Annotated in this window: 18 protein-coding genes; 11 read left to right on the forward strand and 7 right to left on the reverse strand. The window is 71.4% G+C overall.

What is annotated here, in order from left to right; genetic code table 11:
* Nucleotides 1-2: 2 nt before the first annotated feature.
* Nucleotides 3-1,808, reverse strand: coding sequence for a translation elongation factor 4 (lepA, locus tag AC6EUL_RS04850; RefSeq protein WP_056215406.1), 1,806 nt, complete (start codon nucleotides 1,806-1,808; stop codon nucleotides 3-5).
* Between the two features lie 261 nt (nucleotides 1,809-2,069).
* On the opposite strand from lepA, the gene AC6EUL_RS04855 reads away from it, so the two are divergent.
* From AC6EUL_RS04855 to AC6EUL_RS04865, 3 genes are all read left to right on the forward strand, one after another.
* Entirely contained in the window at nucleotides 2,070-2,810 is a 741-nt protein-coding gene (locus AC6EUL_RS04855) for a response regulator transcription factor (protein WP_056491792.1), read from the forward strand.
* On the forward strand, nucleotides 2,807-4,144 hold the full coding sequence (locus tag AC6EUL_RS04860) for an ATP-binding protein (RefSeq protein ID WP_499869154.1): 1,338 nt from the start codon (nucleotides 2,807-2,809) through the stop codon (nucleotides 4,142-4,144). Before AC6EUL_RS04855 ends, AC6EUL_RS04860 begins: the two co-directional genes overlap by 4 nt.
* Nucleotides 4,145-4,281: 137 nt before the next feature.
* On the forward strand, nucleotides 4,282-4,542 hold the full coding sequence (locus AC6EUL_RS04865; RefSeq protein ID WP_056215088.1) for a hypothetical protein: 261 nt from the start codon (nucleotides 4,282-4,284) through the stop codon (nucleotides 4,540-4,542).
* Between the two features lie 104 nt (nucleotides 4,543-4,646).
* Here the strand turns inward: AC6EUL_RS04865 and AC6EUL_RS04870 are convergent, their stop codons facing one another.
* On the reverse strand, nucleotides 4,647-5,462 hold the full coding sequence (locus tag AC6EUL_RS04870; protein ID WP_200917608.1) for a HugZ family pyridoxamine 5'-phosphate oxidase: 816 nt from the start codon (nucleotides 5,460-5,462) through the stop codon (nucleotides 4,647-4,649).
* A 342-nt stretch (nucleotides 5,463-5,804) separates the two neighbouring features.
* Between AC6EUL_RS04870 and AC6EUL_RS04875 the strand changes: the two genes are divergently transcribed.
* The 5 genes from AC6EUL_RS04875 to AC6EUL_RS04895 all read left to right on the forward strand — a co-directional run bounded on the left by AC6EUL_RS04875 (nucleotide 5,805) and on the right by AC6EUL_RS04895 (nucleotide 9,841).
* Nucleotides 5,805-6,515 carry a response regulator transcription factor gene (locus AC6EUL_RS04875; protein WP_055947774.1) on the forward strand — a complete coding sequence of 237 codons (711 nt, stop codon included), beginning with the start codon at nucleotides 5,805-5,807 and terminating at the stop codon, nucleotides 6,513-6,515.
* 97 nt (nucleotides 6,516-6,612) lie between these two features.
* The gene (locus AC6EUL_RS04880; RefSeq protein WP_082487557.1) at nucleotides 6,613-8,334 is read left to right on the forward strand and encodes a sensor histidine kinase; all 1,722 of its coding nucleotides are present in this window, start codon (nucleotides 6,613-6,615) and stop codon (nucleotides 8,332-8,334) included.
* Between the two features lie 20 nt (nucleotides 8,335-8,354).
* Nucleotides 8,355-8,876 carry an HPr kinase/phosphorylase gene (locus tag AC6EUL_RS04885; RefSeq protein ID WP_499869157.1) on the forward strand — a complete coding sequence of 174 codons (522 nt, stop codon included), beginning with the start codon at nucleotides 8,355-8,357 and terminating at the stop codon, nucleotides 8,874-8,876.
* A 125-nt stretch (nucleotides 8,877-9,001) separates the two neighbouring features.
* Complete coding sequence (locus AC6EUL_RS04890) at nucleotides 9,002-9,403, forward strand: PTS sugar transporter subunit IIA (RefSeq protein WP_055947765.1); 402 nt, start codon at nucleotides 9,002-9,004, stop codon at nucleotides 9,401-9,403.
* Between the two features lie 117 nt (nucleotides 9,404-9,520).
* Nucleotides 9,521-9,841, forward strand: coding sequence for an HPr family phosphocarrier protein (locus AC6EUL_RS04895; protein ID WP_056491804.1), 321 nt, complete (start codon nucleotides 9,521-9,523; stop codon nucleotides 9,839-9,841).
* Nucleotides 9,842-9,865: 24 nt separating this feature from the next.
* Here AC6EUL_RS04895 and AC6EUL_RS04900 read toward each other — a convergent pair whose 3' ends face one another.
* The 3 genes from AC6EUL_RS04900 to AC6EUL_RS04910 all read right to left on the reverse strand — a co-directional run bounded on the left by AC6EUL_RS04900 (nucleotide 9,866) and on the right by AC6EUL_RS04910 (nucleotide 13,984).
* Nucleotides 9,866-10,780, reverse strand: a complete 915-nt coding sequence (locus AC6EUL_RS04900) for a GNAT family N-acetyltransferase (protein ID WP_499869159.1) — start codon at nucleotides 10,778-10,780, stop codon at nucleotides 9,866-9,868.
* A 215-nt stretch (nucleotides 10,781-10,995) separates the two neighbouring features.
* Nucleotides 10,996-12,123, reverse strand: coding sequence for a CobW family GTP-binding protein (locus AC6EUL_RS04905; RefSeq protein ID WP_499869161.1), 1,128 nt, complete (start codon nucleotides 12,121-12,123; stop codon nucleotides 10,996-10,998).
* Between the two features lie 340 nt (nucleotides 12,124-12,463).
* Nucleotides 12,464-13,984 (reverse strand): D-alanyl-D-alanine carboxypeptidase family protein, encoded by a 1,521-nt coding sequence (locus AC6EUL_RS04910; RefSeq protein ID WP_499869163.1) that lies wholly within the window; start codon nucleotides 13,982-13,984, stop codon nucleotides 12,464-12,466.
* Nucleotides 13,985-14,353: 369 nt separating this feature from the next.
* Between AC6EUL_RS04910 and queE the strand changes: the two genes are divergently transcribed.
* From queE to queC, 3 genes are read left to right on the forward strand one after another with little or no spacing between them, the layout of a single operon-like run.
* The gene (queE, locus tag AC6EUL_RS04915; protein WP_499869165.1) at nucleotides 14,354-14,986 is read left to right on the forward strand and encodes a 7-carboxy-7-deazaguanine synthase; all 633 of its coding nucleotides are present in this window, start codon (nucleotides 14,354-14,356) and stop codon (nucleotides 14,984-14,986) included.
* A 34-nt stretch (nucleotides 14,987-15,020) separates the two neighbouring features.
* Nucleotides 15,021-15,386: a 6-carboxytetrahydropterin synthase QueD gene (gene queD / locus AC6EUL_RS04920; protein ID WP_056215059.1), complete on the forward strand. Its 366-nt coding sequence runs from the start codon at nucleotides 15,021-15,023 to the stop codon at nucleotides 15,384-15,386.
* Nucleotides 15,383-16,090, forward strand: a complete 708-nt coding sequence (gene queC, locus AC6EUL_RS04925) for a 7-cyano-7-deazaguanine synthase QueC (RefSeq protein ID WP_499869168.1) — start codon at nucleotides 15,383-15,385, stop codon at nucleotides 16,088-16,090. Before queD ends, queC begins: the two co-directional genes overlap by 4 nt.
* Here the strand turns inward: queC and AC6EUL_RS04930 are convergent.
* Both AC6EUL_RS04930 and AC6EUL_RS04935 read right to left on the reverse strand, forming a co-directional pair.
* Entirely contained in the window at nucleotides 16,057-16,971 is a 915-nt protein-coding gene (locus tag AC6EUL_RS04930) for a Brp/Blh family beta-carotene 15,15'-dioxygenase (RefSeq protein WP_499869170.1), read from the reverse strand. The two genes, queC and AC6EUL_RS04930, sit on opposite strands and share 34 nt — an antisense overlap.
* Nucleotides 16,972-16,976: 5 nt before the next feature.
* Entirely contained in the window at nucleotides 16,977-17,729 is a 753-nt protein-coding gene (locus AC6EUL_RS04935) for a bacteriorhodopsin (protein WP_056215049.1), read from the reverse strand.
* Nucleotides 17,730-18,169 lie beyond the last annotated feature (440 nt).

Raw genomic sequence — 18,169 nt, forward strand, 5'->3', positions numbered from 1 at the left:
GCTCAATCGTCCATCTTCAGGGCGGCGATGAAGGCCTCCTGCGGGATCTCGACCTTGCCGAACTGGCGCATCTTCTTCTTGCCCTCCTTCTGCTTGTCGAGGAGCTTGCGCTTGCGCGAGATGTCGCCGCCGTAACACTTGGCGGTCACGTCCTTGGACAGGGCCTTGATGGTCTCGCGGGCGATGATCTTGCCGCCCAGCGCCGCCTGGACCGGGATCTGGAACAGGTGGCGGGGGATCAGGTCCTTCAGCTTCTCGCACATGGCGCGGCCGCGATGCTCGGCGCGGGTGCGGTGGACCAGCATCGAGAGGGCGTCCACCGGCTCGGCATTGACGAGAATCGACATCTTGACGAGGTCGCCCTCGCGGTAATCCGAGATGTGGTAGTCGAACGAGGCGTAGCCCTTGGAGATCGACTTCAGGCGATCGTAGAAATCGAACACCACCTCGTTGAGCGGCAGGTCGTAGACCACCATGGCGCGCTTGCCGACGTAGTTCAGATCGACCTGGGTCCCACGCCGGTCCTGGCAGAGCTTCAGGACGCCGCCGAGATACTCGTCGGGGGTGAGGATGGTGGCGCGGATCCACGGCTCCTCGATGGCGGTGATCTTCATCACGTCCGGCATGTCGGCCGGGTTGTGCAGCTCCTTGATCGTGCCGTCCGTCATCTGCAGGCGGTAGACCACGGAGGGCGCCGTGGAGATCAGGTCGAGGTTGAACTCGCGCTCCAGGCGCTCCTGGATGATCTCGAGGTGGAGCAGCCCGAGGAAGCCGCAGCGGAAACCGAAGCCCAGCGCGGCGCTCGTCTCCATCTCGTAGGAGAACGACGCATCGTTGAGCCGGAGCTTGCTCATGGCGCTGCGCAGGGTCTCGAACTCGGCCGCGTCCACCGGGAAGAGCCCGCAGAACACCACCGACTGCACGTCCTTGAAGCCCGGCAGCATCTCCTTGCAGGGGCGCTTGTCCTCGGTGAGCGTGTCGCCCACGCGGGTGTCGGCCACCTCCTTGATCGAGCCGGTGAAGAAACCGACCTCGCCGGGACCGAGCTCGCCGATATCGGCCATCTTCGGCCGGAACACGCCGATCTTGTCGACGCCGTGGACGGCATCGGCCCGCATCATGCGGATGTTCATGCCCTTCTTGAGCACGCCGTCGACGATGCGCACCAGCACGACGACGCCGAGATAGACGTCGTACCAGCTGTCGACGAGGAGCGCCTTCAAGGGCGCGTCGCGGTCGCCCTTGGGCGGCGGCAGGCGCGTCACGATCGCTTCCAGCACCGCCTCGATGTTGAGGCCGCTCTTGGCCGAGATCGCCACGGCCTCGGAGGCGTCGATGCCGATCACCTCCTCGATCTGGGCGCGGATGCGCTCGGGCTCGGCCGCCGGCAGGTCGATCTTGTTGAGGACGGGCACGATCTCGTGGTTGGCGTCCAGCGCCTGGTAGACGTTGGCCAGCGTCTGCGCCTCGACGCCCTGCGAGGCGTCAACCACCAGCAGCGAGCCCTCGCAGGCGGCGAGGCTCCGGGACACCTCGTAGGCGAAGTCGACGTGGCCGGGGGTGTCCATCAGGTTGAGGACGTAGTCCTTGCCGTCCTCGGCCCTGTATTCGAGCCGCACGGTCTGCGCCTTGATGGTGATGCCGCGCTCCTTCTCGATATCCATCGAGTCGAGCATCTGCTCGCTCATGTCGCGCAAGGCCACGGTGCCGGTGGTCTGGATCAGGCGATCCGCGAGGGTCGACTTGCCGTGGTCGATATGGGCGACGATGGAGAAGTTGCGGATGTTGTCGATGGGGGTCGTTGTCATCGAGGATGCGATCTCCGGCGCGCGCGGCCCGCCGTCCAAGGGACGGACCCGGCGCACGGTTTCTTGGAATGGGAAACAGGTCGCCCGCAGATAGCAGTGCCGGCTCCGTGCGCCAAGCGCAGGCCCGGTGCGCCCAGCGCGCGCCGGACGCGGCCGGGGGCCGAGCCCAGCCCGGGCTTGCGGCGGCCCGCGATTTCCGGCTGATTCCCCGCGCCCGCCGATTCGCGACGGTGGCCGCATCCTCGGAGCCGAGCCAGAACCATGAACCCGTTGGAGGGCGCCGGGCCGATGCCGGAGCTGGGCCACGTCCTCCTGGTGGAAGACGACGACGGCCTGCGCATCCTGGTGAGCCGGGCCCTGCGCGACAGCGGCTACCGGGTCACCGGATGCCGGAGCGGCGCCGAGATGTGGCGGCTCCTGCCGGAGGGCGGGGTCGACCTGATCCTCCTCGACGTCATGCTGCCCGGTGCATCGGGCCTCGACCTGCTGCGCGCCCTGCGGGCCCGCTCCACCGTGCCGGTCATCGTCGTCAGCGCGCGCGGCGAGGAGGCGGACCGGGTGCTGGGCCTGGAACTCGGGGCCGACGACTACATCGCCAAGCCGTTCGGGCGCCCGGAGCTGCTCGCGCGCATCCGGGCGGTCCTGCGCCGCTCCGTCCTGGCGCCGGCGGCCTCCCTGGGCGGCGAGACCCTCGTCTTCGCGGGTTGGCGCCTCGACCTGCGCAGCCGGGCCCTGGTCGATCCGGACGGCGCCGGCGTCGACCTCTCGGGCGCGGAATACGACCTCCTGCTGGTGTTCCTCGACCATCCCGGGCGGGTCCTCGGCCGCGAGCAGATCCTCGAGCTGTCCCGGGCCCGCCTCGGCTCGCCCTCCGACCGCAGCGTCGACACCCTCGTCAGCCGCCTGCGACGCAAGCTCGACCCGCCCGAGGGCGAACCGCCGGTGATCAAGACGGTGCGGGGGTCGGGCTACATGCTGGCCGCGAAGGTCGAGCGCCGGTGAGGCGCCTGTTCGCCCTGTCGCGCAGCCTGGAGGCCCGGACCCTCGTCGTCCTCCTCGTGGCCATCCTGGCGGTGCATGGCGGGGCCCTGCTGCTCTATCGCCGATCGGCGGCCGCCGCCTCCGCCGAGGCGTTCGCCGCCCAGGTGGCGACACAGCTCGCCCTGGCCCGCGAGGCGGTGATGCGGCGCCCGCCGGCGGCGCGCAACGCCGAGGCCCAGGCCCTGTCCAACCCCCATTTCGAGGTCGCCTGGACGGACGCCCCCGCCCCGGCCGGGCGACGGAGCGACCCGGCCCTGGAGCCCCTGCACCAGCGCCTGACCGCCCTCGACCCCAGCCTCGGCCCCAACCTCTCCCTGGTGATGGAGGGCGACGCGGACCCGCTCCACCGGCTCGATCTCGGCGGCACGCTGGCGCTCCCGGACGGCAGCCAGCTGACCTTCCACTCCGCCCACGCCTCGGGCATGGCGCTGAGCAATCCCTGGGCCATGCTGGCCACCGCGATGGCGATCCTGGTCGGCCTCGCCGCCGTGCTGCTGACCCACCGGATCGCCCGGCCCCTGCGGGCGCTCGGCCACCTCACCGGGCTGATCGGCCACGCCGTCGGCCAGGGCCGGGTGGTCCCGGTGCCCGAGGTCGGCCCCGACGAGACCCGCGCGATCGCCCGCGCCCTGAACGGCATGCAGATGCGCATCCGCGACCTCGTCACCGAGCGGACCCAGGCCCTGGCCGCCGTGTCCCACGACCTGCGCACGCCGATCGCGCGCCTGCGCCTGCGCCTCGATGGCGTCGCCGACGACGGGCAGCGGCACGCGATGGCGTCCGACCTCGACGACATGCAGGCGATGATCGACTCGACCCTGGCTTACCTGCGCGGCGATGCCGATCCGGAGGTCCGGCGGGTGACCAACGTCGCCAGCCTGCTGATGAGCATCGCCGATGCCGGGCAGGATGCCGGACACGCGGTGGTGTACGAGGGGCCCGGCCGGGCGCTCGCCGCCATCCGGCCGGTGGCGCTCCGGCGCGCCCTGGACAACGTGGTCGACAACGCCGTCCGCTACGGGGACCGCGCCCGGATCGGCCTGGCGCTCGCGGACGCGGGCCTGGAGCTCTGGATCGACGACGACGGCCCCGGCCTGCCGCCCGACGCGGTCGACCGGGCCTTCGCGCCGTTCACCCGCCTGGAAACCTCCCGCAACCGCAACACCGGCGGGACCGGCCTCGGCCTGACCATCGCCCGCCGGGTGATCGAGGCCGAAGGCGGCCGCATCGGCCTGGAGACCCGGCCCGGCGGCGGCCTGCGGGTGCGGATCACCCTGCCGCGCCCGGTGGGCTGAGGCGGGATCGGATCGGCGACGCGGGCGCGCCGCCGCGTGCCACACTTCGTCACGGACCCGGCATCGGGCAGCCAAACGCCTCGGCTACATCAGGTCTCGACGCAGCCGACGGGGCTGCGGGACACGAGGACGAGACCATGTCGCGCATCAGCATCACCCTTCTCTCCCTGGCCCTGATGACCGCCCTGGCGGGACAGGCCTCCGCCACGGAGGGCAACGGAAACTCCGAGAACCCGTCGCAGGCCGTCCCGAATACCGGCGGCGTCTCGGGCGGCCCGAACCACCACACCGAGCGCGGCGCGCCCGCCACGATGCCCGAGAGCGGCAAGCCCGTGCAGGCGGCCAAGGACGGCCACACCCACACCCACGCCAAGACGCACACGCACGACAAGAAGTGAGGGCGCGACACGACGGAAGGGCGCGACGGAGCCTGCAGGGCCGAACGCCGATCCGAGCGTTCGGCCCGGCGCCCCCGGTCCCGCGCAGGGGTCCGGGCCCGCGCCTAATCCGCCGGCGCGCCGTCCCCGGCCCGGACCTGGGCCGCCATCGCCACCAGGGCCTTGCGCAGGGCGCCCATCTCGCGGACCGGCTCCGGGTAGAGCACCCGCGCGGTCCGGTCGCCGGTGAGGAGATCCATCCCCTCCGGGTCGAGGCCGGTGAGCCGCCACGGGCCGGGCTCGGCTCCGGCGGCCTGGGCATAGAGGGCGAGGGCGTCGGCGTGGTCGGCGTTCATATGCGCGACGGCCCCTTCCTCCCCCGCCACCAGCCCTTCCGCGCCGGTGAGGTCGAGGCGCAGCTCGTCGGCCGTCAGCACGGCGGCCTTGGCGAACCCGCCGTTGAGGTGCCCGGCCGTGGGCGCGAGGGCGAAGAAGCCGAAATCGGGGAAGTCGGCGTAGAGCTTCGACTTCGGATGCCGGGCCACGAAGCGGGCGCGGGCCCGCGGCTCCAGGGTCTGGGTCACCCGTCCCGTGACGGTGAGGCGCGGATGGGCGAGCGGGTCGCCCTTGCCGCCGGCGCTGAACAGCAGCGAGGCGCGCGGGTCCTTCAGCAGGTTGCGGGTATGGGCCGAGAGCCGCGAGAGCAGCATCAGGGGCGTGCCGTCGACATCCGTGGCGATGGTCACCAGGGAGGCGAAGGGCGTGCCGTCCTCCGGGTCGAGGGTGGCGAGCGCCCCGGAGCGGATGCTGCGCAGGAGATGGCGGGCGAGGCCGATCGCATCGAACGGCGCCTCGGAGGCCGGCAGCGGCACCGCCGGCCCGCGCCGCTCCCCCCCGGTCCTGGTCTCGCCTTCGGCCATCTTGGTCTCGCCCTCGGCCATGAAGATCCCCCTCGATTCGGTGCCCGCGGACCGGCGCTCAGGCCGCGTTCAGCCGCCGGATCATAGCCAGGGTTCGGGGCTCCGCACGAGGGCACCGGACTGCGGCCCGTTGGCATCAGTCAAGCGCCAAACGAACAAACGACCGAGGTCGCTCGCTTTTTCAGCATATTGCCATTACACAGCCTGACTCTCCGCGCGAACGCGGCCCGCCTCCCCGGCACGGTCGCCACCGCGTTTTTGCCGATCTCTGCCCTCTGTCCGCGACGGAGGATGGGGTGGGATGCGGAGGGGCTGGCGCCATCAGACGTCCGCCGAGCCGCATCCGAGCAACAGGACACGCGCATGCCGACCATCGCCCTCGTGGACGACGACCGAAACATCCTCACCTCCGTCTCGATCGCGCTCGAGACCGAGGGATACCGCATCCAGACCTACACCGACGGCGCCTCGGCGCTGGACGGCCTTAAGCATTCCCCGCCCGATCTCGCGATCTTCGACATCAAGATGCCGCGCATGGACGGGATGGAGCTTCTCAGGCGTCTGCGGCAGAAATCCGACCTTCCGGTGATCTTCCTGACCTCGAAGGACGAGGAGATCGACGAACTGTTCGGCCTGAAGATGGGCGCCGACGACTTCATCCATAAGCCGTTCTCGCAGCGCCTCCTCGTGGAGCGCGTGAAGGCCGTGCTCCGGCGCTTCGCTCCGAAGGACGGCCCGGGCGCCGCCGCCCGCGAGGCCGATGCCGCCGCCCGCTCCCTGGAGCGCGGCCTCCTGATGATGGACCCCGAGCGCCACACCTGCACCTGGAAGGGCGAGCCCGTCACCCTGACGGTGACGGAGTTCCTGATCCTGCAGGCCCTGGCCCATCGCCCCGGCGTCGTGAAGAGCCGCAACGCCCTGATGGATGCGGCCTACGACGACCAGGTCTACGTCGACGACCGCACCATCGACAGCCACATCAAGCGCCTGCGCAAGAAGTTCAAGGTCACCGACACGAGCTTCGACATGATCGAGACGCTCTACGGCGTCGGCTACCGCTTCAAGGAGAGCTGAGGCCCGGCCCGGGCCTCCATTCCCTCCCGCAACGCTGTTCCCTCACCACCGGACGCTCGTGGCCACCACAGATCAAGGCGAAATCCCGTCGCGCGGCATGCTGGGCTGGCCGCGCCAGATCTGGAACGGGATCGGCCAACGGGCCTCGTCGAGCCTGACGCGACGCATCGTCGTGCTCAACCTCGTCGGGCTGATCGCGCTCCTGTTCGGCTTCCTCTACCTGAACCAGTTCCGCCAGGGGCTGATCCAGGCGCGGGTGCAGAGCCTCCTCATCCAGGGCGAGATCATCGCCGGCGCCATCGCCTCCTCGGCCTCGGTCGAGACCGACACGATCCGGATCGACCCCGACAAGCTGCTCCAGCTCCAGGCCGGCGAGGCCGAGGAGCCTTCCTCCCCCCTCACCTTCTCGCTGAACCCGGAGCGGGTGGCTCCGCTGCTGCGGCGGCTGATCACGCCCACCGGCAACCGCGCCCGGGTCTACGACCAGGAGGGCGGCCTCCTGTTCGACACCCGCACCCTCTCGGCGCGGGGCGAGATGAACCGCAGCGACCCGGATGTCCGGCCACGCAAGCGCACCTGGCTGGAGAAGGCCTGGGAGGGCGTGCAGGCGAAGCTCGGGACGAAACTCGGCGGCGACGGCGCGGCCCCCGGCGTCGAGGATGTCGGCCCGGCCAGCGGCCACGGCCTGAAGGAGGTCCAGGTGGCGCTCACGGGAGCCCGCGGCACCATCGTCCGCCGCAACCCGGCGGGCGAGACCATCGTCTCCGTGGCGGTGCCGATCCAGCGGGCCAACTCCGTGCGCGGCGCCCTGCTGCTGTCCACGCAAGGGGGCGACATCGACCGCGTCATCGCCTCGGAGCGCTTCGGCCTGCTGCAGGTCTTCCTGATCGCCGCGGCGGTGATGCTCGTCCTCTCGATCCTGCTCGCGGGCGCCATCGCGGGGCCGGTGCGGCGCCTCGCGGATGCGGCCGAGAAGGTGCGGCTGGGCATCAAGTCCCGCGAGGAGATCCCCGACTTCACCGGGCGCACCGACGAGATCGGCCACCTGTCGGGGGCCCTGCGCGACATGACCCAGGCGCTCTACCGCCGGATCGACGCCATCGAGAGCTTCGCGGCCGACGTGAGCCACGAGCTGAAGAACCCCCTCACCTCGCTCCGCAGCGCCGTCGAGACCCTGCCGCTAGCCAAATCCGATGATTCGCGCGGGCGCCTGCTCGCCATCATCCAGCACGACGTGAAGCGCCTCGACCGCCTGATCTCCGACATCTCCGATGCCTCGCGCCTCGATGCCGAGCTCGCCCGCGCCGAGGCCCGCCGGGTCGACATGCGCAAGCTGATGACCACCGTCGTCTCGGTGGCCAACGAGCGCCGGCGCCCGAAGGACGCGGCGATCCAGTTCGACGTGGACACGCCCGCGGGCGAGATGGACGCGCCCTTCACGATCTTCGGCCACGACAGCCGCCTCGGCCAGGTGGTGAACAACCTCCTCGACAACGCCCGCTCGTTCTCGCCCCCCGATGCCAAGGTGCGGGTGGCCCTGCGGCGGGTGCGCAGCGACGTCGAGCTCATCGTCGAGGACGAGGGCCCCGGCATCCCCGAGCACGCCCTGGAGCGGATCTTCGAGCGCTTCTACACCGACCGCCCGGAGCAGGGCTTCGGCCAGAATTCGGGCCTCGGCCTCTCGATCTCGCGCCAGATCGTCCAGGCTCATCGCGGCACGATCCGGGCCGAGAACCGGCCAGGCCCGGCCGACGAGGACGGCGAGCCGACGGTGCGCGGCGCCCGCTTCATCGTCCGCCTGCCGGCCGTGACCCGCTGAGCGGGGAGGCCGGCCGCGCCATGGGCGATCCGTCGAGCCGCACCGACTCGGTGCATGCCACCTGCATCGCGCTGGGCGACGCGGGCGTGCTCATCCGGGGAGCGTCGGGCGCCGGCAAGTCGACCCTCGCGCTCCTCCTCCTCGACCGGGCGGAGCTGATGCAGGGGTCGGCGCACCTCGTGGCCGACGATCGGGTCCGGCTGACCCGCGCGGGCGAAACCGTGGTGGCCCATGCCGACCCCGCCCTCGGCGATCGGATCGAGGTGCGGGGCCTCGGCCTGCTCCGGGTCGCGGAGATCCTGCCCCGCGTTCCGGTTCGCCTGGTGGTCGACTGCGTCGCCGACGCCCCGCGCCTGCCCGAGAGCCCCTTGAGCCGCACGCCGCTCCTCGGCCTCGACCTGCCGGCCCTGCGCCTCGACGCGGCCCTGCTGCGCTCCGGCCTCGCGCCGCGCCTCGTGCTCGATGCCCTGGCCGCGTGCTCCGGCGTGGCAAGCGGGACGCACCGTCCGGTCTTGCGTCTGCCGCCGCTCCCGAGACCGTAGCGCCGGTGCCACCAGCGTGGCATGATGATGACGTTCGAGCACACAAAATGCCGCATTCACCTTGCGCTCGACCTTGCGCTGCACAAAATGGCGGCTCCGCTCACAAGGCGTTGGAACCCGCGTCGATGATTGGAATGGTGCTCGTCACCCACGGGCTATTGGCGACCGAGTTCAAGGCTGCCCTTGAGCATGTCGTCGGGCCGCAGAAACAGATCGAGACCATCACCATCGGTCCCGAGGACGATATGGAGCTGCGCCGGCTCGACATCATGAATGCGGTCAGCCGCGTGAATACCGGCAAGGGCGTCGTCGTGCTCACGGACATGTTCGGCGGCACGCCCTCGAACCTCGCCCTCTCGTGCATGAACGGCGGCCAGGTCGAGGTGGTGGCGGGCATCAACCTGCCCATGCTCATCAAGCTCGCCAGCGTCCGCGATGCCGAGCCCCTCGGCGACGCCGTCCTCCACGCCCAGGAGGCCGGCCGCAAGTACATCAACGTCGCGTCGCGCGTGTTGGCCGGCAAATAGGCTTTCTTCCCTTGCCGCCACGGCTTACAGGCAGTCTCGGGCCCCTGGCATGAGCGGTGGGCCGGCCGAGGCCGCAGGATGCGGCGCGGCGCGCCAGCGAGGGGACGGCCGACGCCCATGAGCTACGACGACGACGCCGAGGACAGCCTGCCGCCGGTGCCCGAGGGCGGGCTGATCCAGGTCCTTCCGATCATCAACCGGCGCGGCCTGCATGCCCGGGCCTCGGCCAAGTTCGTCCAGACCGTCGAGCGCTTCGATGCCGCCGTCACCGTGACCCGTTCGGGCGAGACGGTGGGGGGCCGCTCGATCATGGGCCTCCTCACCCTTGGCGCCGCGCAGGGGACCTCGATCGCGGTGGTGACCTCGGGCGGCGACGCGGAGGCCTGCATGACGGCGATCACCGACCTCCTCGCCAACAGGTTCGGCGAGGACGAGTAGGCGGAGGGGCGCGGCGCGCTCCCCTCAGGCGCGGCGGCCGAACCGCTCCGGCACCCCCTCGCCCGCGACCTGTCGCCAGAGAACGGCCTGCGCGCCGTGGCCGAGCGTGATCGTGGCCGCGACGATGGCATCGTTTCGCCGGGTCAGGGCGACCGTGGCCTGCCGACGCTGCGCGAACAGCCGCGTCACCACCCGCACCAGGGCCGCCTCCGACGGATCGCCGATGATCGGGGCGGACGAAACCTCGGCATCGAGGAGCAGGAACTCCTCCACCGCATCGCGGACGAGGCCCGGCTCGCTGACCCGCTCGACCTGCGCCGGGTTCGCCCGCACGCCGACGAGGCTGTGGGCCGGGATCCCGGCGCGGCGCGGGACGGCCCGGAGCGGGGCGATGGCGGTCTCCGGCCTGGGCGCGGCCACGGGCTCGAGCGCCAGGACGGCGCGGGGACGCAAACGGCGCAGGCAATCGGCCACGGCCGCGCGCACGGGCTCGAAGCAGGCCGGGGCGATGGCCGGGGTGAGCGTCGTGCCATGGGGCTGCCAGAGGCCGATCCGCTCCTGGCCCCAGAGGGTGTGCGGCATCGCCAGCGGCAGCACGGCGGCGAGCTGGTCGGGCCCCTGCCCGGTCGCCCAGGCGAGGGCGAAGACGAGGTCGCGCCCTCCCGCCTGATGCTGGGCCACCGACAGCAGGTGGTCGGGATCGGACAGGACCGGATCGGCGACCCGGGCGCGCACCAGCAGCGCACGCCACGCCGCGATCTCCGCCTCGCTCACCGCCGCCGCCCGGCGCAGGTCGACGCGCCAGGACACGGATGCCCCGATCGGCGAAGCGGGCGCGCGCTCGATCGCATCGGCCAGAGAAGTGCCGGCCACCGAACCCGCGACCACCGAACCTCCGGCCGCTGCGCCGCCCTCGATCACCGTGAAGCGCTGTCTCATGTCCCGATCCGATCCCGCCGACGTCCCATTCCGGGACACTGGGGCGCCCCGAGGCGCCAGTCGGCATTAAGATTTCAAGATCGGTGCCGCCCGTTTCCGGACGGGGTGCCTCCTAGAGCATGTTCAAGCGAGGGGGATTCCGGCTCGCGTGAAGAAAATGCAACCACACAATAGATCAGGGCAATTTCGGTGATCCAGAGATCACCGAAATTGCCCTAGCCGCCCGGAATCGCCAGGGGATTGTGGGTCAGCGCCGCCGCGTCGGGCGCATCGATGCGCGGCCGTCCGAGGAAGGCGTCCCACAGGCGGGTGACGAAGGCCGGGTCGAGGTCGCGCAGGATCAGGACGAGGCGCGAGCGATGGTCGGCATCGGGCCAGGCCTCGAGATGGACCGGGGCGTGGATCACGTGCTGCACCCCGTGCACCACCAGCGGCCGGTCGGGGGCGTCGGCCAGGGCCACGAGCCCCTTCAGGCGCAGCAGGTTCGGACCGTGGGCCGAGCGCAGGAGATCGAGGAACATCTCGAAGGCGGCCCGGGGCACGGGCACGTCGCTGGTCAGGCTGAAGGCCCGGATCGCGGCATCGTGCCGGTTCACGTCGTGCCGGTGGTGGCCGTGGTGGTGGTGCCCCGCGTGGTCGTGCCCGTGATGGGCCTCGCGCGCGGCCTCTTCGCCGAGCCAGGCGCGCACGTCGGCGCTCTTGCCGTCGAGGCCGAACAGGCCGCCGAGGAGGTCGGCGGGCGCCACCGCGGCCGCGTGCAGGGGCGCCGTCGGGTTCAGGGCCCGCAGGCGCGCCTCCAGGGCGCGGCCGTCATCCTCCGCCAGATCCCGTTTCGTCACCACGATCTGGTCGGCCACCGCCACCTGCCGCACGGCCTCGGCATGGGCGTCGAGGGTCGCGGCGCCGTTGACCGCGTCGACCACGGTGACGACGCCCTGCAGACGGTACCGGATGACGAGATAGGGGTGGTAGATCAGCGCGTGCAGGATCGGGGCGGGGTCGGCGAGGCCCGTCGTCTCGATCACCACCCGGCGGAAGGGCTGGATGCGGCCGTTGTCGCGCTTGCGCAGCAGGTCTTCCAGCGTCGCGATGAGATCGCCCCGCACCGTGCAGCACAGGCAGCCCGCCCCCAGCAGGACCATGTCCTCGTCGATCCGCTCGATCAGCAGATGGTCGAGGCCGATCTCGCCGAACTCGTTGACGATGACCACGGTGTCGGCCAGCGCCGGATCGCGCAGCATCCGGTTCAGCAGCGTCGTCTTGCCGGCCCCGAGGAAGCCGGTGAGGACGGTGAGCGGGATCGGCTCGGGCGCGCGGGGATCGGGCTTGGACAGGTCGGTCATCCCCCTGACCTAGCCCTCCGGGCGGCGGCGCTCAATCCTCGTGGGTGTTATAATGTTACAGAACACACACGTGTCGGGTTGGCGCATGGGGCTGAAGCAGGGCCGTCGTCCCGGAACGCATGATGTAACGCATACCGTCATTCCGGGGCGCCGAAGGCGAGCCCGGACCCGAAGGGGCGCGCCGAAGGCGTGCAATCCAGAACCGCTGACTGTGGACAGTCCTGCACCCTCGGCGTGTCTGGATTCCGGGCTCCGCTCCGCGGCCCCGGAATGACGTGGGGCTGAAACGGGCCCGTGGGCGAGGCCGGCCGCACCGCGCGAACCGCCCCCCGAAACCGTCCTACTCGTCCGCCTGGGCCTTGCTGGCCGCCTTGGTCGCCTTCGCCTTGGCGGCGGCACCGGCCGGCTTGTTCTCGGCCTTGGCACCCGCCTTGGGGGCCGCCTTCGCCGCCGGCTTCTTGACCGCGCCGACCTTCAGCTTCGGCGCGCCCTCCATCACGGGCGTCGACTCGGCGGGGGCGTAGGCGCTGGCCGTGGCCGGAACGCCGGCCTTGCCGCGGGCGAGGGCCTTCTTCGGCTCGGGCCTGGCGGCGGCCTTCGGGGCGGGGGCGGCCGCCTTGGCCTGGTGGGCGGCCTCGCGCTTGGCCGCGACCGCCTCGAGCTTGGCCTTGCGGGCCTCAGCGAGCTTGGCGGCCTTCTCCGCCTTCTCGGCCTCTTCCTGCTCGTTCAGCGCGATGGCGCCCTCGGCCGGGTCGCGGCCGATCCAGACCAGGATCGGCTGCAGCGGGGCGCGGGGCGGCAGGGCGCGGTTGCGCAGGGCGGCGCTGTTCATGGTGGCGAAGGCCAGCGCCGCGGAGGGCGGGGCGGCGGCGGCCATCAGCTGCGCGTTGGCGTTGTCGGCGCTGGCGCCGGCGGCGCTCGCGCTGGCCGTGATGGCGCCCTGGCCCTCGTCCACCGGCATCGGCTTCTTGCGGTCGCAGATGTAGGGCCGCATGTCCGGCGGCTCCGAGAGGCCGGAGGACGGCAGGGCGTCGAGGGTCTGGGCGCCCCAGCCGGGGGACTGGCTGAAGCCGTAGTCGAACAGGTCGGCCGCCTTCAGGTCGCGCTCGCGGGCGCTGGGCTGGCCCATCACCACGGTGAGGATGCGGCGTCCGTTGCGGGTCGCGGTCGCCACCACGTTGAAGCCGCCCGAGCAGATGAAGCCGGTCTTCATGCCGTCGGCGCCGGCATAGCGGCCCAGGAGACCGTTGTGGTTGGCCATCACCGAGCGGCCGAACTGGATCGCGCTGATCGAGAACAGCGCGCGGCTCTCGGGGAAGTCGCGGATCAGGGCGCGCCCCAGGACCGCCATGTCGCGCGCCGAGGTCCATTGCCGGGCATCGGGCAGGCCGTTGGGGTTGGTCCAGCGGCTCTCGCGCATGCCGATGCGCTGGGCGGTCTCGTTCATCATCTGGGCGAAGCCCTCGACGGAGCCGCCGAGATTCTCGCCGATCGCCCAGGCCACGTCGTTGGCCGACTTGACCATGATGATCTTCAGGGCGTTGTCGAGGGTGAGCTTGGTGCCCGGGCGGAACCCCATCTTCGAGGGCGGCTCGGCGGCGGCCGCCGGCGAGATGGTCAGGAGCGTGTCGAGGGAGAGCTTGCCCTGCCGGACGAGGTCCAGGGCGACGTAGGTCGTCATCAGCTTGGTGATGGAGGCCGGGAACCACGGGTCCGTGGCCGCCTGCCCGTAGATCACCTTGCCGGAATCGACATCGACCACGAGGATCGGTGCGGTGGTGGCGCTCGCGGAACCCGCACCCAGCAGGCCCGCCGTCACCGCGAGACCGACGACGAGGCGCCTCAACAATCCGTTCGACATCAGGCCTGTCTCAAGAAGGAACGCCCCGGCCCGATCGATGATCGGCCCTGGCGGGAAGCCGGTCAACGGCCAAGCTGGCATGCCACCCCTCCGGGAGCGGCGGCAAGCGCGCCTCGCCGGATCGTGACACGGTCTCCACAAAGCCGCGTTCCGTGGCAGGAGCATGGCAGACCCTCTCGCAGACGCGAGAGGCCGGCGGAATCATGGTATACCGCCGCCCTCCGCATGGGTGGGGGCCGCCGGGCCCCGTGGTGCCCGCGCCGGGGACCGCTTATGTGCGCGTGGGGCGCTTATCGCGGCCGACGGATGTTTCAGAGGATGGGGTGCGCTTGGCCCGGACGGTTCGCCGGGGCGGGTGCCGAGGACGTGATGGCGTACGCAGTCAAGGAACTGTTCCACACCCTGCAGGGCGAGGGCGCGCAGGCCGGCCGCGCGGCGGTGTTCTGCCGCTTTTCCGGCTGCAATCTCTGGTCGGGCCGCGAGGAGGACCGCGCCACCGCGGCCTGCCGGTTCTGCGACACCGACTTCGTCGGGATGGATGGCGAGGGCGGCGGGCGCTTTTCCACGGCGCCGGACCTGGCCGACGCCATCGCGAAGACCTGGGCCGGCGGGCCGCGCCACCGCTACGTCGTGTTCACCGGCGGCGAGCCGCTGCTCCAGCTCGACGACGCCCTGATCGCGGCCGTCCACGCAGCCGGCTTCGAGATCGCGGTGGAGACCAACGGCACCCTGGCGGCCCCGGCCGGGATCGACTGGATCTGCGTCAGCCCCAAGGCCGGCAACCCGATCGTCCAGCGCAGCGGGCACGAGCTCAAGCTCGTCTTCCCGCAGGCGGAGGCGGGACCGGAGGCCTTCGCGGATCTCGACTTCCGCCACCACTGGCTCCAGCCCATGGACGGGCCGGACCGGCTCGCCCACACCGCCGAGGCGGTCGACTATTGCCGGCGCGACGCGCGCTGGCGCCTCTCGCTCCAGACCCACAAGATCATCGGGATTCCCTGAGGGTCCCTGCCGCTCGCACCATGAAGATTGCTCGATGAAGATTACCCAAGCCTTCACCTTCGAGGCGGCCCACCGCCTGCCGAACGTGCCCGAGACCCATCGCTGCCACCGCATGCACGGGCATTCCTACCGGGTCGAGCTCACCCTCTCGGGGGCCGTCGACCCGGCCAGCGGCTGGGTGGTGGATTTCTTCGACGTCGAGCACGCCTTCGCGCCGGTGCTGGCGCGCCTCGACCATTACTGCCTCAACGAGATCGAGGGGCTGGAGAACCCCACCGCCGAGCACATCGCGGCCTGGATCTGGGACCGCACCAAGGCGGCGCTGCCGGCCCTCTCCTCCGTGAAGGTCTACGAGACGCCGATGTCCTGGGCCGAGTACGAGGGCGAGAGCCAGCGATGAGCGCGGGGCGCGCCCTGGTCCTGTTCTCGGGGGGCCAGGATTCCACCACCTGCCTCGCCTGGGCCCTGGAGCGCTTCGCGCATGTCGAGACCCTCGGCTTCGATTACGGCCAGCGCCACCGGATCGAACTCGACTGCCGGGACGCCCTGCGGACGGGGATCGCGGCCCTGAAACCCGAATGGGCCGCGCGCCTCGGCGACGACCATACGCTCGCCCTCGACGCCCTGGGTCAGGTCTCCGAGACGGCCCTCACCCGCGACACCGCCATCGCGTTCGAGGCGGGCGGATTGCCCAACACCTTCGTGCCGGGCCGCAACCTCCTGTTCCTGACCTTCGCGGCGGCGCTGGCCTATCGCCGCGCGCTGACGCACCTCGTCGGCGGCATGTGCGAGACCGACTATTCGGGCTACCCGGATTGCCGGGACGACACCATCAAGGCGCTGCAGGTGGCGCTGAACCTCGGCATGGACCGGCGCTTCGTCCTGCACACGCCCTTGATGTGGATCGACAAGGCCGAGACCTGGGCCCTGGCCCGGGACCTCGGCGGACAGCGGCTGGTCGATCTCGTCGTCGAGGACAGCCACACCTGCTACCTCGGCACCCGCGGGGACCGCCATCCCTGGGGCCACGGCTGCGGCCAGTGCCCGGCCTGTGATCTGCGGGCCCGGGGCTATGCCAAGTTCGTCGCCGAATCGGTCGCCTGAACCGCCGGCGCCCGGGCCGCGATCCGGTCGAGGAGGACGTGCGGCACCGTCAGGGCCGACAGCATCCGCAGGGTGAGGCACAGCAGGGTGGCGGCGGGGTCGTCCGTGCCGGCGGCGTAGAGCGGCCACAGGGCTGCGCCGAGCAGGAGCGTCAGGCCGAACACCGGCAGCGACGCGCGGACGGCCTTGCCCATCGTGTCGATGCCCGGCGCCCGGGTCGGATCGCGCACCAGCGCCCGCATGTGCCGGGGACCGTGGAGTCCGACGAAGTACAGGGTGAAGGCGGTGAGCGGCGGCAGCAGCCAGAAGGCGGCCGCCAGGGCGGCCATCTCGCCGCGCACGGACCAGGGTCGCCGCCCCGCGAACAGCCAGGAGGCCGCGAGGGCGAGCCAGACCCAGGACGCCGCCCCCCACCAGCCGGGGAGCTCCGGCATCGGCACCCGCGTGACGGCCGCGAACAGCCCGGCGGTCTCCTCGGGCCGCAGCAGGGCCGGCAGCGCGACCGGCAGCCCCCCGCGCACCAGGACCTCGAGGGGCCGGCCCGGCCCGGCATCCTCCTCGCCGAAATGCAGGACCGACAGGGCGAGGAAGCCCGCCAGGGTCGCCAGGGGGGCGACCTGCCAGGCGAGCAGGACCAGGCCCGCGAGGCCCAGATACGGAACCGCGAAGATCCCGAACCAGGCCCATCCGAAGCGGGGGCGCAGCAGGGGCGCCGCCACGGCCCCGTCCAGGGCGCCGTGCGGCACGCCGAGCCCGATCACCACCGCCAGGGCCGCGAGCCAGGACGCCTCGCGCGGCAGGGCCGCGGAGGCGACGAGGGCGAGCGCCGCGCCGGCCCCCGCCAGGGGCAGGAGCCCCGCGAGGGACGCGCGCGCCGCCATCCGGATCAGGCCGCCCGGCGCAGGGGCTTGGCCGTGACCGTGCCTTCGGCGAGGTCCCGGTCGACGGCCCGCGTGGTCTGCAGCGTCGCCATCACGCCGTAGACCACCTTCGCGGTCAGATCGAGGATCGCCACCACGGCCAGGGCCACGGCGGGGGACAGGAAGCCGAGGCCGTCCTGGCCGACGAGGAGCACCACCGGATAGGCGCACCAGACCGCCGAGAGGAACACGGCGTTGCGCAGGAAGGCGGAGCGAACATCGGCCCGTTCGGCGGCGTTCTCCTCCCGCAGCTGCACGAAGATCCCGTAGAACACGGCCAGGAACGCGCCGCAGGAGATGGCGAACCAGGTCCACTTCACCCAGGCGACCGTCGAGAGGCCGAAGGCCAGGGCGGTGACGATCATGATCAGGTCGGAGCCGACGAGGCCCCAGACGACGGCCGGACGGCGCATCCCCGAATGCATCGCCGTGCGGGCGAGGCCGACGAGCAGCAGGGGCGTGGTGAAGGTCCAGTCGATGTAGCGGGCGAAGTAGAACTGCCGCGCGGCGTCGGCCGCTTCCGGACCGGCCGGCAGGGCGATGCTCCCCTGCCCCGTCGCCATGGCGAAGTAGGAACAGGCCGCGATGATCGGCACGATCCCGTGGATGATGGCATCCGCCTCCTCCGCGGGGGTCCGCCGCTTCCCGAGGAACAGAATCGCGGCGGCACCGGCCGCCATGCCCGCGAAGCCGAGCCAAAGCCAGAATTGAGGCGTCATCAACATCTCGTTGCTACAGGGATGAAAGGCTCGCCCCGAACGTGGCGGCACCCCTGCCCAAGTTGCCTCGGCGTCGATCGTTGCACGGAGAAGAGGTCACAGTCGGGTGAGACCGGAAGGCCTCCGCCGAGCCATGCGCGAAATGCAGGGGCAGGACCGGAAAGCCGGCCTCGGCAGCCAGCAAATCGGCAGCGACGATCGCGGATGCGAGCCGCGGCGCCGCCCCGGAGCGACCCTGCCCCCCTTCACGCCGGAGCCGCAGATTCAGGCCGCAATACCGAGCGCCGCGATTCGCCCTCTTGGGCAAGCCGACGCCCAATAGTGCAGTAAAGAACAGAGTTCTGTTTTAATCCGCTATCACGAAAATTTTATTACCAGGAGATCCCTTGGCATTTCTGTTGCACATGGATCACTGCGACACCGGAAAGCGGCGGATCTGC

The sequence above is a fragment of the Methylobacterium sp. 001424705 genome (assembly GCF_059816145.1).

What these genes read in the sequence shown, in the direction of transcription:
- AC6EUL_RS04935 (WP_056215049.1), bottom strand. Translation starts at nt 17,729, where the DNA reads ATGACGCCTCAATTCTGGCTTTGGCTCGGCTTCGCGGGCATGGCGGCC.
- AC6EUL_RS04910 (WP_499869163.1), bottom strand. Translation starts at nt 13,984, where the DNA reads ATGTCGAACGGATTGTTGAGGCGCCTCGTCGTCGGTCTCGCGGTGACG.
- AC6EUL_RS04930 (WP_499869170.1), bottom strand. Translation starts at nt 16,971, where the DNA reads ATGGCGGCGCGCGCGTCCCTCGCGGGGCTCCTGCCCCTGGCGGGGGCC.
- AC6EUL_RS04855 (WP_056491792.1), top strand. Translation starts at nt 2,070, where the DNA reads ATGAACCCGTTGGAGGGCGCCGGGCCGATGCCGGAGCTGGGCCACGTC.
- AC6EUL_RS04880 (WP_082487557.1), top strand. Translation starts at nt 6,613, where the DNA reads ATGCTGGGCTGGCCGCGCCAGATCTGGAACGGGATCGGCCAACGGGCC.
- queC (WP_499869168.1), top strand. Translation starts at nt 15,383, where the DNA reads ATGAGCGCGGGGCGCGCCCTGGTCCTGTTCTCGGGGGGCCAGGATTCC.
- AC6EUL_RS04900 (WP_499869159.1), bottom strand. Translation starts at nt 10,780, where the DNA reads ATGAGACAGCGCTTCACGGTGATCGAGGGCGGCGCAGCGGCCGGAGGT.
- AC6EUL_RS04890 (WP_055947765.1), top strand. Translation starts at nt 9,002, where the DNA reads ATGATTGGAATGGTGCTCGTCACCCACGGGCTATTGGCGACCGAGTTC.
- AC6EUL_RS04870 (WP_200917608.1), bottom strand. Translation starts at nt 5,462, where the DNA reads ATGGCCGAGGGCGAGACCAAGATGGCCGAAGGCGAGACCAGGACCGGG.
- lepA (WP_056215406.1), bottom strand. Translation starts at nt 1,808, where the DNA reads ATGACAACGACCCCCATCGACAACATCCGCAACTTCTCCATCGTCGCC.
- AC6EUL_RS04905 (WP_499869161.1), bottom strand. Translation starts at nt 12,123, where the DNA reads ATGACCGACCTGTCCAAGCCCGATCCCCGCGCGCCCGAGCCGATCCCG.
- queE (WP_499869165.1), top strand. Translation starts at nt 14,354, where the DNA reads ATGGCGTACGCAGTCAAGGAACTGTTCCACACCCTGCAGGGCGAGGGC.
- AC6EUL_RS04885 (WP_499869157.1), top strand. Translation starts at nt 8,355, where the DNA reads ATGGGCGATCCGTCGAGCCGCACCGACTCGGTGCATGCCACCTGCATC.
- AC6EUL_RS04865 (WP_056215088.1), top strand. Translation starts at nt 4,282, where the DNA reads ATGTCGCGCATCAGCATCACCCTTCTCTCCCTGGCCCTGATGACCGCC.
- AC6EUL_RS04875 (WP_055947774.1), top strand. Translation starts at nt 5,805, where the DNA reads ATGCCGACCATCGCCCTCGTGGACGACGACCGAAACATCCTCACCTCC.
- queD (WP_056215059.1), top strand. Translation starts at nt 15,021, where the DNA reads ATGAAGATTACCCAAGCCTTCACCTTCGAGGCGGCCCACCGCCTGCCG.
- AC6EUL_RS04895 (WP_056491804.1), top strand. Translation starts at nt 9,521, where the DNA reads ATGAGCTACGACGACGACGCCGAGGACAGCCTGCCGCCGGTGCCCGAG.